We start from the raw sequence: 13,330 nt of genomic DNA on the forward strand, positions 1-13,330 counted from the left end.
TCAGCTTCTCTGAAAACGCGGCAGGATGTGCTGCGCCATCAGTTCCAGCGACTCGCGCACCCGCGAGCTCGGCATCGCGCCGGCGCCAACCGCGCAGATCAGATGATCCACCCCGGCCTTTTCATAGCGCTCGAGCTTGCGCACACATTCCGCCGGACTACCCACGACCACCATGCCCATGCTTTCGAGCAGCGGCAGGTTGATGGCGCGCTTGAGCAGGGGCTGGAGATAACCCAGTTTCTTGTAATAGCCGTAACTCTCCTGGAATTTCTCCAGCACCGGCCGGGTCTGGGCCAGCAGGCGCGCGTAATACCAGGTGAAGTGCTCCTGGGCCAGGCGCCTGGCCTCGTCGCCGTCAGCCAGACACAGCACGCCGACCGTCATGGCAAAGCGCTGATTCTGTCCGGGCCTGGGTGGCCCATCGCCATGCTTGTCCCGCCAGGCGCGCCGGTAGGCGGCCAGATCCTGCTTGACCATGAACCAGGGCTTGAAGGGACCGGCCAGGGCGCCGATGCCCTGTTCCGCGGCCCAGACATAGGTGTCGGGGCTGACGGCGGCGGTCCAGAGCGGCGGGTGAGGGCGCTGCAGGGGTTTGGGGAGCACCGCCACGTCCTCGGCCACGAATAGTCGCCCCCGATGGTTGAGCACCGGCTGGCTCAGGCCCTCGCGGATGATGTCCAGGGATTCCTGGACGATGTCGCGACTGTCCGCCATGCGCGCTCCGAAAATGGCATATTCCTTGGGCGAAAAGCCGCGCCCCACACCGATTTCGCTGCGCCCGCCCGACAGGATATCGAGTGCTGCGATACGCTCGGCCACTCGTACCGGATGGTTGTAGGGCAGGACGATGACCCCGTGTCCGAGCCGCAGACGGCGCGTGCGCTGGCTGGCCGCCGCCAGGAACAGCTCCGGCGCGCTCGAATGCGAGTACTCGGGCATGAAGTGATGCTCGACCAGCCAGACGCCATTGAAGCCGAGCTGGTCGGCCAGACTGATTTCATCCAGCGTTTCGTGATATACTTGGGTTTCGTCTCGCCCGCCGGACTGGGGGACGGCGAGTTCGTAAAAGAGATCAATCTGCATGTTGCCCTGCAGTCTTCAGGAGAAATGTCTTTGGCAAAGGCCTATCAGCCGGTGCCCGGCCATGTGCTCGAACGCCTCCAGATCGCCGTGCTCTGTCAGGAACAGATGGACCTGCACTGGGAGGATGAAGCAAGCGGGCTGAGTTATTACCAGCGCGTGCAGCTGCTCGGTCTGGAACAGATCGAGGACGCAGACTATCTGCTGGCGAGCCCGCTGTCCACCGGTGAACCCATTCGCGTGCGCCTGGACTTCATCCGGAACCTGCCAACCCCTTTGAAATAGGGGCCAGCTCCCGCCGGCTGCGGGCAGGCGTCATTGGACGGGACTGTCCTCCAACACCTGGATTGATGGGGAAGTTTCCTGCAGGTCCTGCAGTTCTATAGTCTCGACCGCAGGCGCTCCCGTCTCCGGGTTTTCCACTGGCCGGGATTCCACCGTCTCCGGGGTATCTGGCGCAGGATGCGAGGCTTCGATGATCACCGGGGCTTTGGGCCTGGGTTGAATCAGCCTGGGTGGGGCATTGAAGTCCGGCCCATAGCGCTGTCCCATGCGTGCGAGAATGATCCGGCTCTTGCGCAGCAGGCGGCGGTCCTTGCGGTGCTTGTCATAATAGCGCGGGTTGGGGATCATGGCGGCCAGCTTCGCTGCCTGGCGCGGAGTCAGCTTGGCAGCGCTCACGCCGAAGTAGTGGCGCGCCGCGGCCTCGGCCCCGAAGACCCCATCGCCCCACTCGATGACATTGAGATAAATCTCGAAAATCCGGCGTTTTTCCAGATTTTTTTCGAGCATCAGCGTGATGACCGCCTCCTGGCCCTTGCGCCAGGGAGTGCGCTTGGTGGAAAGATAGAGATTCTTGGCCAGTTGCTGACTGATGGTGCTGCCGCCAGCAACGATGCGGCCCTTCCGCAGATTTTTCCGGGCCGCGACCTTGATGCCTTCCCAGTCGAAACCTTCGTGACCATAGAAGGTGGCATCCTCGGAAACGATCACGGCGCGCTGCAGATGCTTGCTGATTTTATTGATCGGCACCCATTTTTGTTTGATGGCAGGCTTTCTTCCTTCAGCTTCCATGGCAGCCAGCCGCGCCGCCATCAGTGCCGTGCTGGCTGGTGCCTGCTCAGCCAGGCTGCGCACCTGGAGATAAAGCCAGCCCTGATAGAGCAGGATGGCCGCCAGGGCCAGGGCGATCAGACGGCTTGTCCAGCGAAGAAGTGTCTGCATTCGGGTGCGTGTTCTCTGTTGCCAGGGCTGCAAAGGGGCCGGGGCGTGGGTACTGATCCTTGCCTGATAAATCGTGTGAGAGATAGTCGATGTTTACCAGTTTGCAAGTTGTTCGCGTCAGATTTCCCGGCCTTTCCGGCAAATGCTCGCCGAAGATGGCTGTGCTGCTATTGCTCTTGCTGCTGACCCTGTCACTGGGGCCACTGCTGGAATATTCCCCCCTGCGTGACCTCATAAGCCTGGAAAATCTGCAGCAGTGGCGCGACCAGTGGGCGGAATCGCCGCTGGCCTGGCTGATTTATGCCATGGGCGGCACGCTGGCCGCCAGTCTGGGGTTTCCGCTTACCCTGTTGATCATCGCCGCGGGCGTCATCTTTGGTGTGCTCAAGGGCGTGGTGCTGGCCTTTCTCATTGCCCTGCTCAGTGCTGTCCTGGGTTATGTGCTCGGCAACTGGCATGGGCGGGAACTGGTGGAACGGCATTTCAGCCGGTATTACGCGCCTTTGCGCACGCGCCTCGAAACACATGCCTTTCTGGCTGTGTTTGCCATGCGTTTCGTGGTTCCTTTTGCGGCGGCCAGTCTCATTGCCGGGACTTTCCGCCTGCCCTGGTTCTGGTACATGTCGGCGACCGTGCTCGGCGTGTCACCCTGGATCCTGGCGCTGGTGCTGGTTTCCGCCAATCTGCATGAATCATATGCCCTGGGCTGGCAACTGAGCCTCATTGGCCTGGTGCTGCTGGCGCTCGGCGCCCTGGCGCGTTATATCCAGATCCGCGTCAAGCAGTACCGATCGTACTGAACGGCATGCTGCTCCTGGCGCGAGTACTTGGCTTATGCGCCGTGTTCTGAGAATATTGAAAAATTGTTTTCGCAAGATACCGACAGGTAAGGGAGTTTGGAGTCATGGGCTTGAACGTCACCCAGAAGATCATTCAGTCGCATCTCGTGGATGGCCAGATGCTGCCCGGAAGCCCCATCAGCATCCGCATCGACCAGACGCTCACGCAGGATGCCACGGGGACCATGGCTTACCTGCAGTTCGAGGCGCTGGGACTGGATCGCGTCAAGACCGACCTGTCCGTGTCCTACGTCGATCACAACATGCTGCAGGCCGGTTTCGAGAATGCCGACGACCACCGTTTCCTGCAGTCCATCGCGGCGCGTTACGGCATCTACTTCTCACGGCCCGGCAACGGTATCTGCCATCAGGTGCATCTGGAGCGCTTTTCCAAGCCCGGCGGCACCCTGCTCGGTTCGGATTCCCACACGCCCACCAGTGGCGGCGCGGGCATGCTCGCCATTGGTGCGGGTGGGCTGGATATCGCCCTGGCCATGGGTGGCATGCCCTTCAACATGAACATGCCGCAGGTGGTGGGCGTCAAGCTCACCGGTAACCTGCAGCCCTTCGTCAGCGCCAAGGACATCATCCTTGAGGTGCTGCGCCGCAAGACGGTCAAGGGCGGCGTCGGCAAGGTATTCGAGTACTTCGGCCCCGGCATCCGCAGCCTGACCGCGCCGGCGCGTTCCACCATCACCAACATGGGTGCGGAACTGGGCGCCACCACCAGCGTGTTCCCCTCGGACGACATCACGCTCGCCTATCTCAAGGCCCAGGGCCGCGAGGCGGACTGGCGCGAACTGCTGCCGGACGCGGACGCCAGCTACGACGAGGTGCTGGAAATCGATCTGGATCAGCTCGAACCGCTGATCGCCTGCCCGCACAGCCCCGACAACGTCAAGACCGTGCGCGAGGTAGCGGGCACGCCGGTGGCCCAGGTGGCGATTGGTTCCTGCACCAACTCCTCCTACACCGATCTCATGACCGTGGCCGGCATGATGCGCGGCCGCTCGGTGGCGCCGGGGGTCAGTCTCGGCGTGTCACCCGGCTCGCGCCAGGTCATGGAGATGATCATTCGTGATGGCGGCATGCTGGACATCGTCGGCTCGGGTTCACGGCTGCTGGAATCCGCCTGTGGTCCCTGTATCGGCATGGGCTTCGCGCCGCCCACCGGCGGGGTGTCGATCCGCTCCTTCAACCGCAATTTCCAGGGGCGCTCCGGCACCCGGGATGGGCAGGTGTATCTTGCCAGTCCCGAGACCTGTGCGGCGGCCGCGCTGACCGGGGTCATCACCGATCCGCGCGATCTGGGCATCGAAGTGCCTGGCGTGCAGAGCCCGGAACAGTACGTGGTGGACGACCGCATGATCGTGGTGCCGCCGGCACCCGAGGAGGCCGCGCGCGTGGAAGTGGTCCGCGGTCCCAATATCGCCAAACTGCCGCAGGGCCAGCCGGCCCCGGATGTGCTGGCCGGCCATAACTTGCTGAAGGTGGGCGACAACATCACCACCGATCACATCATGCCGGCCGGTGCCAAGGTGCTGCCGCTGCGATCCAACCTGCCGGCGATCTCGCAGTTCGTGTTCAGCATGGTGGATGAGACCTTCCCGATCCGCGCCAAGGAGCTGGGCGGTGGTTTCATCGTCGGCGGCCATAACTATGGCCAGGGATCCAGCCGCGAACATGCGGCACTCGCGCCCATGTATCTTGGCGTCAGGGCAGTGCTGGTGAAGTCCTTTGCCCGCATCCATCTGGCCAACCTGATCAACTTCGGCATCCTGCCCATCACCTTTGTCGATGAAGCGGATTACGATCAGCTGGAGCAGGGCGATCAGCTCGCCGTGGATATCCGTGGCCTGAGCGTGGGTGGACAACTTCTGGTCGTCAATCAGACCCGCAATGTCGAGATCCGCGTTCTTCCCCAGATCGGCAGCCAGCGTGATCTCGAGCTGATCCGCTCGGGCGGTGCCCTGGCCTGGGCCAGCCAGCGCATGAGTGCCTGAAACAATGGAATCATCCGGCGCAAGGACCAGGATCCGGCGCCGGCTTCGCATGCAGTAATGAGGAGATGAGTGCCCGATGGCATCCGAGAAAATTGCGGTCCCCGCTCAGGGACAGCGGATTACGGTAAACCCCGATTTCAGCCTGAATGTGCCGTCCCGGCCGATCATTCCCTTCATCGAGGGCGATGGCATCGGCCTGGACATCACCCCCGCCATGCACCGGGTGGTCAATGCCGCCGTGGAGAAGGCCTACCGGGGAGAGCGCGCCATTGCCTGGATGGAGGTCTTTGCCGGCGAGAAGGCCTGCGCCGTTTATGGCCAGGATCAATGGCTGCCGGCGGAAACCATGCAGACACTGCAGGACTATGTGGTGTCCATCAAGGGCCCCTTGACCACGCCGGTGGGTGGCGGCATCCGCAGCCTGAACGTGACCATGCGCCAGGATCTCGATCTTTATGTCTGCCTGCGTCCGGTGCGCTATTTCCAGGGCACCCCCAGTCCCGTCAATGACCCCGAACTGGTGGACATGGTGATCTTTCGCGAGAATTCGGAAGACATCTATGCCGGCATCGAATGGCGGGCGGGTTCGCCGGAGGCCAAGAAGCTGATCGAGTTTCTGCAACAGGAGATGGGGGTCAGCAGCATCCGTTTCCCCGAGACCTCGGGCATCGGCATCAAGCCTGTCTCTTCGGAGGGCACCAAGCGTCTGGTGCGTCGCGCCATTCAGTACGCCATCACCAACAACCGCGTCTCGGTGACCCTGGTGCACAAGGGTAACATCATGAAGTTTACCGAGGGCGCCTTCCGCGACTGGGGCTATGAGCTGGCGGAGACCGAGTTCGCGGATCAGGTCTTTACCTGGCGTCAGTACGAGCGCATCCGCAAGGACGAGGGCAGGGCGGCTGCCGACACCGCCATGGCTGCCGCCGAGGATGCCGGCAGGATCATCATCAAGGACGTGATTGCCGACAATTTCCTGCAGCAGATCCTGCTGCGTCCGGCCGAGTACGATGTGGTCGCCACCCTGAACCTCAACGGCGACTACATTTCCGATGCCCTGGCGGCTGAAGTGGGCGGCATCGGCATCGCGCCTGGCGCCAATCTCTCCGATACCGTGGCGATCTTCGAGGCCACCCACGGCACGGCGCCGGACATCGCCGGCCAGGGCAGGGCCAATCCCGGATCGATCATCCTCTCGGCTGAGATGATGCTGCGCCACCTGGGCTGGGACGAGGCTGCCGATCTGATCATCAAGGGGGTCAACGGCGCCATCGAGGCCCGGACGGTCACCTATGATTTCGCCCGGCAGATGGAGGACGCCACGGAGGTGTCCACCATGCAGTTTGCCGAGGCCATCGCCGAGAACATGTGAGCTGATCCTAAGAAAGCTGAGTCTGGCCTTTCCCGGCAACTCAGCCATGTTCTCTGCCAGTTGTCTGTCATTTCGATAAGCGGAAGCGCATGTACCTACACGAATACCAGGCCAAACGGCTGCTGACGGATTATGGCGTGCCCACACCTGCGGGCCTGCCGGCCTTCTCGGTCAAGGAATCGCTGAACATGGCCCGCGAATTGGGCGGAAGTCGCTGGGTGGTCAAGGCCCAGCTGCATGCCGGTGGGCGCGGCAAGGTCGGTGGCGTCCGGATCGTGGACTCCATCGCGGAGCTTGAGAAGAGCGCGCAGCAACTGCTCGGCAGCTCACTGGTCACGCAACAGACCGGGCCCGAGGGCAAGCCGGTATCCGCCCTGCTGATCGAATCTCCCAGCGAGATCCAGCGCGAGCTGTACCTGAGTGTGCTGGTGGACCGGGCCCGCGCCAGGGTGGTGTTCATCGGCGCCCGTGAAGGCGGCATGGAAATCGAGGAACTGGCTGCCAGGGACCCTGCTGCCATCCAGCAGGTGCTGGTGGATCCGATCATCGGCCTGCAGCCCTTCCAGGCACGACAGATGGCCTTTGCGCTCGGGCTTGCCGGGGATCTGGTGGGGCAGATGACGCGCATCATGCAGGGGCTCTACCGCCTGCTCACCCAGAAGGACGCGCTACAGGTGGAGATCAATCCCCTGGTGGTCACGGCCGATGGCAAGCTCCTGGCCCTGGATGCCAAGATCACGCTCGATGACAACGCCGGCTTTCGTCACCCGGAAACCGACAGTCTGCGTGATCCCACCCAGGAGGATGCGCGTGAGCTGACCGCGCGCCAGTTCGGGCTGAATTACATCTCGCTGGGGGGCAACATCGGCTGCATGGTCAACGGCGCGGGGCTGGCCATGGCGACCATGGACCTGATCAAACTCCATGGCGGCGAGCCGGCCAACTTCCTGGATGTCGGTGGCGGGGCCACGGCCGACAAGGTGACCCAGGCATTCAAGCTGATTCTTTCCGATGAGCGGGTACGGGCCATTCTGGTCAACATCTTTGGAGGCATCATGCGTTGTGACGTCATTGCCGAGGGCATCATCAACGCGGTACGCGAGGTTGGTCTGGAACTGCCGGTGGTGGTGCGGCTGGAGGGCACTAACGTGGAGCTTGGCAAGCGCATGCTGGCGGAAAGCGGCCTGCGCCTGATTGCGGCGGATGGTCTCACGGATGCCGCGGTCAAGGCCGTGGAAGCGGCCCGGAGCACTGCCCATGGCCATTAACTTCGCGGCGATACAGGCAGCTCTCAAGATCCTCAAGGAAGCCGGTCCCTGGATCAATGAGCTGCGTCAGGCCTACGTCAAGCGCGGCGCCAGCGAACCCCAGGCCCAGGCCGCCGCGGAACTGACCATCGTGCTCGAGCAGTTGCTGGAGAAAAAACTCGAAGACGTACCCAGACGCCAGGACCTGGATCGTTTTCGGCTGGAACTGCTGCGCGAAGTCGCGGGACTGCGCCGGACGGAGACGCAGAAATCCACCGTCCTGCCCCTGGTACTGCTCGGGGCCAACCTGATTACGATCATTCTGCTGATAGTGGTGCTGTTGAAGATATGAGCATTCTCGTCAATCGTGATACCCGGGTGATCTGCCAGGGCTTTACCGGCAAGCAGGGCACCTTCCACTCCGAGCAGGCGATTGCCTACGGCACCCGCATGGTCGGTGGCGTGACCCCGGGCAAGGGTGGCAGCACGCATCTGGACCTACCGGTGTTTGACACCGTGCGCGATGCGGTGGATGCCACCGGTGCGGATGCGACCGTGATCTATGTGCCTTCGCCCTTTGCCGCCGACAGCATCCTGGAGGCCTGCGAGGCGGGCATTCCGCTGATCGTCTGCATCACCGAAGGCATACCTGTGCATGACATGCTCAAGGTCAAGGCCTATCTCCAGCATCATGGCGCGCGTCTGATCGGCCCGAACTGCCCCGGCATCATCACCCCGGGCGCCTGCAAGATCGGCATCATGCCCGGCGCCATCCATCAGCCCGGCCGGGTGGGTATCGTCTCGCGTTCGGGCACCCTGACCTACGAGGCGGTGGACCAGACCACCAAGGCCGGACTAGGCCAGAGCACCTGCATCGGCATCGGCGGTGATCCTTTAATCGGCATGGACTTCATCGAAGTGCTGCAGATGTTCGAGGCCGACCCGCAGACCGAGGCCGTGGTCATGGTCGGCGAGATCGGTGGCCGGGCGGAAGAGGAGGCTGCGGAATTCATCAAGAATCACATGAGCAAGCCGGTGGTGGGCTTCATCGCCGGCATCACCGCGCCGGCCGGCAAGCGCATGGGCCATGCCGGAGCCATCATCGATGGCGGCGCCGGCACGGCAGAGGCCAAGTATCGTGCCTTGGAGGCCGCAGGTGTCCGCACCGTGCGCTCGCCTGCCGATATCGGCGCCAAGGTGGCCGAGGTGCTGGGGGCCTGACCCCGGCTTACTCGGGCCGATCTTCTGAAACCCAGCCGGGGCGGAACATGCTAAATGCTTCTGAGATGTCTCTGATCGGGGTGGTGCAGTCGTGAAAGTGGTCATGGCCCAGCTCAACTGCGTGGTCGGTGACATCGAGGGTAATGCCGCGCGGATTCTGGACGCCGCCGAGATGGCCCATGCCCAGGGCGCAGATCTCCTGGTCACGCCGGAACTGGCCCTGGCGGGCTATCCGCCGGAGGACCTCCTACTGCGCCCAGATTTCATCCGTCACTGCGAGCAGCAATTACAGTTGCTGGCCGGCCAGCTTCCGGATCTGAGCGTGATCATCGGCCACCCGCATCGACAGACCGGTCAACTCTACAATGCCGCCAGTGTATTACAAGGCGGGCAGGTCAAGGCGACCTATCACAAGCACTGCCTGCCCAACTATGCGGTCTTTGACGAGAAGCGATATTTTACGGCAGGTTCCCAGGCCTGCGTGGTGGATGTCGCGGGCATACCGGTCGGCATTACCATCTGCGAGGATGGCTGGTGTGGCGATTCGCCTTTCATCGCTGCCAGGACTGCCGGTGCCGAATTGCTGGTGAACCTCAACGCCTCTCCCTACCATATCGACAAGCAGCGCCTGCGCGAGGATACCCTGGCCAGCCGCGCCCGCAATGTGAATCTACCGCTGGTCTACGTCAATCTTGTCGGCGGCCAGGATGAACTCGTGTTTGACGGGGGTTCCTTCGTGCTCGATGCCGAGGGCCTGATCACTCAGCGCGCGCCGGCCTGCGAGGAGGGGGTGTTTGTGGCCTCCTTCGAGCGCCAGCAAGGAACCTTGCAGCCCGTGCCGGGTCCGATGTCTCCCCTGGGCTCGGTCGAGGAGCAGGTCTATGCCGCATTGCGGCTTGGCATTGGCGATTACGTCGAAAAGAATGGTTTTCGCGGGGTGGTGCTGGGGCTTTCCGGCGGCATCGACTCGGCCCTGACTCTCGCCATTGCCGTCGATGCCCTGGGGGCTGATCGGGTCGAGGCGGTGATGATGCCGTCCGCCTATACCAGTGACATGAGCCTGGAGGATGCCCGTGCCGAGGCCGAGATGCTGGGCGTGCGTTACAGTGTCATTCCCATTGGAGCGATCTTCAAAGCCTTTGAAGATACCCTGGCGGCGGAATTCGCCGGTCTTGCCGCAGACGTCACCGAGGAAAACATCCAGGCCCGGATCCGTGGCAATCTGTTGATGGCCATCTCCAACAAGAAGGGATTCATGGTCCTGACCACCGGCAACAAGAGCGAGATGGCGGTGGGCTATGCCACGCTCTACGGCGACATGGCCGGGGGCTTCGCCGCGATCAAGGACGTCCCGAAGACGCTGGTGTACCGGCTGGCGCAATACCGCAATCTATCCGGGCTCGTGATCCCCGAGCGGGTCATCACCCGGCCGCCCTCGGCCGAACTGCGGCCAGACCAGAAGGACTCCGACAGCCTGCCGCCTTACGACATCCTCGATCCCATCATCGAGGCCTATGTGGAACAGGATCGCTCGGCAGCGGAAATCATGAGTTTGGGTTATCCTGAAGAAACCGTCCGGCGCGTGCTGCGCCTGATCGACATCAACGAGTACAAGCGGCGCCAGGCCGCGCCCGGCGTGCGCATCAGTGCGCGGGCCTTCGGCAAGGACAGGCGCTACCCCATCACCAATCGTTACCGGACCTGGAAAGCCTGAACTCGGGAGAGACAGATGAAAAAGATTGAAGCCATCATCAAGCCTTTCAAACTCGATGACGTGCGCGAGGCACTCTCGGAGATGGGCGTAGCCGGCATGACCGTGACCGAGGTCAAGGGCTTCGGACGCCAGAAGGGGCATACCGAACTGTATCGCGGTGCGGAATACGTGGTCGATTTCCTGCCCAAGGTGAAGCTCGAGATCGTGCTGCCGGATGATCTCGCCGAACGCGCCGTCGAGGCCATCGAGAACGCCGCGCGCACCGGCAAGATCGGCGACGGCAAGATCTTCGTGTCCACGGTGGAGCGGGTGGTACGCATCCGTACCGGCGAGATCAACGAAGACGCCATTTGATGACATACGGCGCCGCAGGCGCTGGGCTCCAAGCGGCGCTTCAGGGCTAGTAAGCAGGATCTGGCCGCAGGGTCCTGTTGTCCCCCTTGAATATCCCTGTTATTTCCCGCAGCTTCAGGTATAATATGCATTCCGTACGCTAACCAATCGCGCGTACCGGCCATCGTATCGATTTCTCCCTATTCGAATCGTCAGCCTCGATTGGTGTCACTCAGCTTGAGCGGCAGGCCGTCGCTGGAGCAATACATGACATCTGAACTGACCTTTGCCAGCCTTGAGCTGGTACAACCCCTTTTGCGTGCCATCCAGGATGCGGGCTACAGCACGCCCACGCCCATCCAGGCCCAGGCGATCCCGCTGGTGCTCAAGGGTGGCGACCTGCTGGCCGCTGCCCAGACCGGCACCGGCAAGACCGCAGGCTTTACCCTGCCCATCCTGCAGATTCTCTCGGAAAGGCCCGGCAAGCCAGCCAGCATCGGCCGTCCGCGCTGCCTGATTCTCACCCCAACCCGTGAACTGGCCGCCCAGGTCGAGGAGTCGGTCAAGACCTACGGCAAGTATCTGGACCTGAAGTCACTGGTGATGTTCGGCGGGGTCAACATCAACCCGCAGATCACCGCCTTGCGGGGCCGGATCGATATCCTCGTTGCCACCCCGGGAAGGCTGCTGGATCACCTTGCCCAGAAGACCCTGGATCTGTCGCATATCGAGATTCTGGTGCTGGACGAGGCCGACCGCATGCTGGACATGGGCTTCATCCGTGACATCCGCCGCGTGCTGGCCGTGTTGCCGAAGAAGCGGCAGAACCTGCTGTTCTCCGCGACCTTCTCGGAGGAGATCAAGACCCTGGCTGCCGGCCTGCTCAACAATCCAGCCTGCGTCGAGGTGGCGCGCCGCAATGCCGCTTCCGAACTGGTGCAGCAGAGCGTGCATCTGGTGGCGCGCGAGCACAAGCGTGAGCTGTTGCACCACCTGATTCGCCAGCATGACTGGAAACAGGTGCTGGTATTCACCCGCACCAAGCATGGCGCCAACCGCCTGGCCGAGAAGCTCGCCAGGGACGGCATCCCCGCAGCCGCCATCCACGGCAACAAGAGCCAGGCGGCGCGAACACGCGCCCTGTCGCAGTTCAAGGATGGCAGTCTGCCGGTGCTGGTGGCCACGGATATCGCCGCGCGCGGTCTGGACATCGACCAACTGCCGCAGGTGGTCAACTTCGAACTGCCGAATGTGCCCGAGGATTATGTGCACCGCATCGGCCGCACCGGTCGCGCAGGCAGTTCGGGTGCTGCGGTATCTCTGGTGGACCATGAAGAACTCAAGCTTCTCACCCAGATCGAAAAGCTCATGAAGCGTCCGATCGAACGTGTCGAAACGAGGAACTTCGTGGCGCCTTCGGCCGCGGACATCGCGGCGGAAGCCCGCGCCGACCGCCGCCCGCCCGTAGCGGCGCAGCCCAAGCGCCAGGCAGCACCGGCGCGCGGCAATGAGGCAAACCGGGCTCCCCGCAGCGCGGCGCCGCAGCCCGGTCGTGCAGGTATCGCCAACCGTCCGGTAGCACCAGAACAGAACCGCAACCAGCGCCCGGCCGGCGCCGCACGTCAGCCTGCCAGCCAGGGCCGCCGGGGCCGATAAAGGCTCAGGCGCCTCTCACCGAAACAAGGATCGCCGGGCTCCAGGATCTGCCACTGGAACCCGGCTTTCTTTGCCCAGACGCCGCGGTCTGGATATTGCTGGTGGGGATGACTAGTACCGGCTGACCATCTCGCCCAGGGGGCGACGCGGGCTGGGCTCGGGAATTTCGGAGGGATAACCGAGAGTGAGCATGGCGACGGGTTCGAGCGCCTCGGGGATATCGAGAATGCTGCGGACCTGCTTTTCGTCGAAGTAGCCTACCCAGGCCGAGGCCAGGCCGGCAGCAACGGCCGCGAGCTGGGCATAGGAGGCGGCGATGGTGGCGTCCTGGATGGCGTAGAGCTGGCGACCCCGATCGCCAAACTCCCTGGACGAGCGCTCGGGATCGGTGCTGAAGACGAGACAGGCCGGTGCCTGTCTGATGAATTCCTGCTGCTGGGCCGCCTGGGAAAGCTGCTGCAGGCAGGTCTCATCGGTAATGACATGGATATGATAGGCCTGCAGGTCGCCCGCCGAGGGCGCGGCAGTGGCCATTTCCAGTATGGCGTGGAGCTTTTCGGCCTCGACCGGCGTATTCTGGCGGTACTGTCTGACCGAGTGCCGGTGTCTTACCGTGGCAAAGAAGTCCCACATGCGATCCC

The 13,330-nt window shown here is 62.9% G+C and carries 13 protein-coding genes; 10 read left to right on the forward strand and 3 right to left on the reverse strand.

Annotation, left to right across the window (positions count from 1 at the left end; all coding sequences use genetic code 11):
* Positions 1–1,083 (reverse strand): LLM class flavin-dependent oxidoreductase, encoded by a 1,083-nt coding sequence (locus tag WOB96_RS03285; RefSeq protein ID WP_341369843.1) that lies wholly within the window; start codon positions 1,081–1,083, stop codon positions 1–3.
* Between the two features lie 30 nt (positions 1,084–1,113).
* Here WOB96_RS03285 and WOB96_RS03290 point away from each other — a divergent pair, with 30 nt between their 5' ends.
* Positions 1,114–1,365 carry a hypothetical protein gene (locus WOB96_RS03290; protein ID WP_341369844.1) on the forward strand — a complete coding sequence of 84 codons (252 nt, stop codon included), beginning with the start codon at positions 1,114–1,116 and terminating at the stop codon, positions 1,363–1,365.
* A gap of 30 nt (positions 1,366–1,395) precedes the next feature.
* Here WOB96_RS03290 and mtgA read toward each other — a convergent pair whose 3' ends face one another.
* A complete protein-coding gene (gene mtgA, locus WOB96_RS03295) occupies positions 1,396–2,304 on the reverse strand; it encodes a monofunctional biosynthetic peptidoglycan transglycosylase (protein WP_341369845.1) in 909 nt (302 codons plus the stop codon).
* A gap of 155 nt (positions 2,305–2,459) precedes the next feature.
* Here mtgA and WOB96_RS03300 point away from each other — a divergent pair, with 155 nt between their 5' ends.
* The 9 genes from WOB96_RS03300 (at position 2,460) to WOB96_RS03340 (ending at position 12,689) form a co-directional block, all read left to right on the forward strand.
* The gene (locus WOB96_RS03300; protein WP_341369846.1) at positions 2,460–3,104 is read left to right on the forward strand and encodes a TVP38/TMEM64 family protein; all 645 of its coding nucleotides are present in this window, start codon (positions 2,460–2,462) and stop codon (positions 3,102–3,104) included.
* 104 nt (positions 3,105–3,208) lie between these two features.
* A complete protein-coding gene (locus tag WOB96_RS03305; protein ID WP_341369847.1) occupies positions 3,209–5,146 on the forward strand; it encodes an aconitate hydratase in 1,938 nt (645 codons plus the stop codon).
* A gap of 76 nt (positions 5,147–5,222) precedes the next feature.
* Positions 5,223–6,518, forward strand: coding sequence for an NADP-dependent isocitrate dehydrogenase (icd, locus tag WOB96_RS03310; protein WP_341369848.1), 1,296 nt, complete (start codon positions 5,223–5,225; stop codon positions 6,516–6,518).
* Between the two features lie 89 nt (positions 6,519–6,607).
* Positions 6,608–7,786, forward strand: a complete 1,179-nt coding sequence (gene sucC, locus WOB96_RS03315) for an ADP-forming succinate--CoA ligase subunit beta (protein WP_341369849.1) — start codon at positions 6,608–6,610, stop codon at positions 7,784–7,786.
* Complete coding sequence (locus WOB96_RS03320; protein ID WP_341369850.1) at positions 7,776–8,117, forward strand: hypothetical protein; 342 nt, start codon at positions 7,776–7,778, stop codon at positions 8,115–8,117. Before sucC ends, WOB96_RS03320 begins: the two co-directional genes overlap by 11 nt.
* The gene (gene sucD, locus WOB96_RS03325) at positions 8,114–8,986 is read left to right on the forward strand and encodes a succinate--CoA ligase subunit alpha (protein WP_341369851.1); all 873 of its coding nucleotides are present in this window, start codon (positions 8,114–8,116) and stop codon (positions 8,984–8,986) included. Before WOB96_RS03320 ends, sucD begins: the two co-directional genes overlap by 4 nt.
* Before the next feature lie 91 nt (positions 8,987–9,077).
* On the forward strand, positions 9,078–10,700 hold the full coding sequence (locus tag WOB96_RS03330; RefSeq protein ID WP_341369852.1) for an NAD+ synthase: 1,623 nt from the start codon (positions 9,078–9,080) through the stop codon (positions 10,698–10,700).
* Positions 10,701–10,715: 15 nt separating this feature from the next.
* Positions 10,716–11,054 (forward strand): P-II family nitrogen regulator, encoded by a 339-nt coding sequence (locus WOB96_RS03335; RefSeq protein WP_341369853.1) that lies wholly within the window; start codon positions 10,716–10,718, stop codon positions 11,052–11,054.
* Between the two features lie 246 nt (positions 11,055–11,300).
* Positions 11,301–12,689 carry a DEAD/DEAH box helicase gene (locus tag WOB96_RS03340; protein WP_341369854.1) on the forward strand — a complete coding sequence of 463 codons (1,389 nt, stop codon included), beginning with the start codon at positions 11,301–11,303 and terminating at the stop codon, positions 12,687–12,689.
* Positions 12,690–12,800: 111 nt separating this feature from the next.
* Here WOB96_RS03340 and WOB96_RS03345 read toward each other — a convergent pair whose 3' ends face one another.
* On the reverse strand, positions 12,801–13,322 hold the full coding sequence (locus WOB96_RS03345; RefSeq protein ID WP_341369855.1) for a nitroreductase family protein: 522 nt from the start codon (positions 13,320–13,322) through the stop codon (positions 12,801–12,803).
* Positions 13,323–13,330: the final 8 nt, after the last annotated feature.

The sequence above is a fragment of the Thermithiobacillus plumbiphilus genome (assembly GCF_038070005.1).
Taxonomy (GTDB): domain Bacteria; phylum Pseudomonadota; class Gammaproteobacteria; order Acidithiobacillales; family Thermithiobacillaceae; genus JBBPCO01.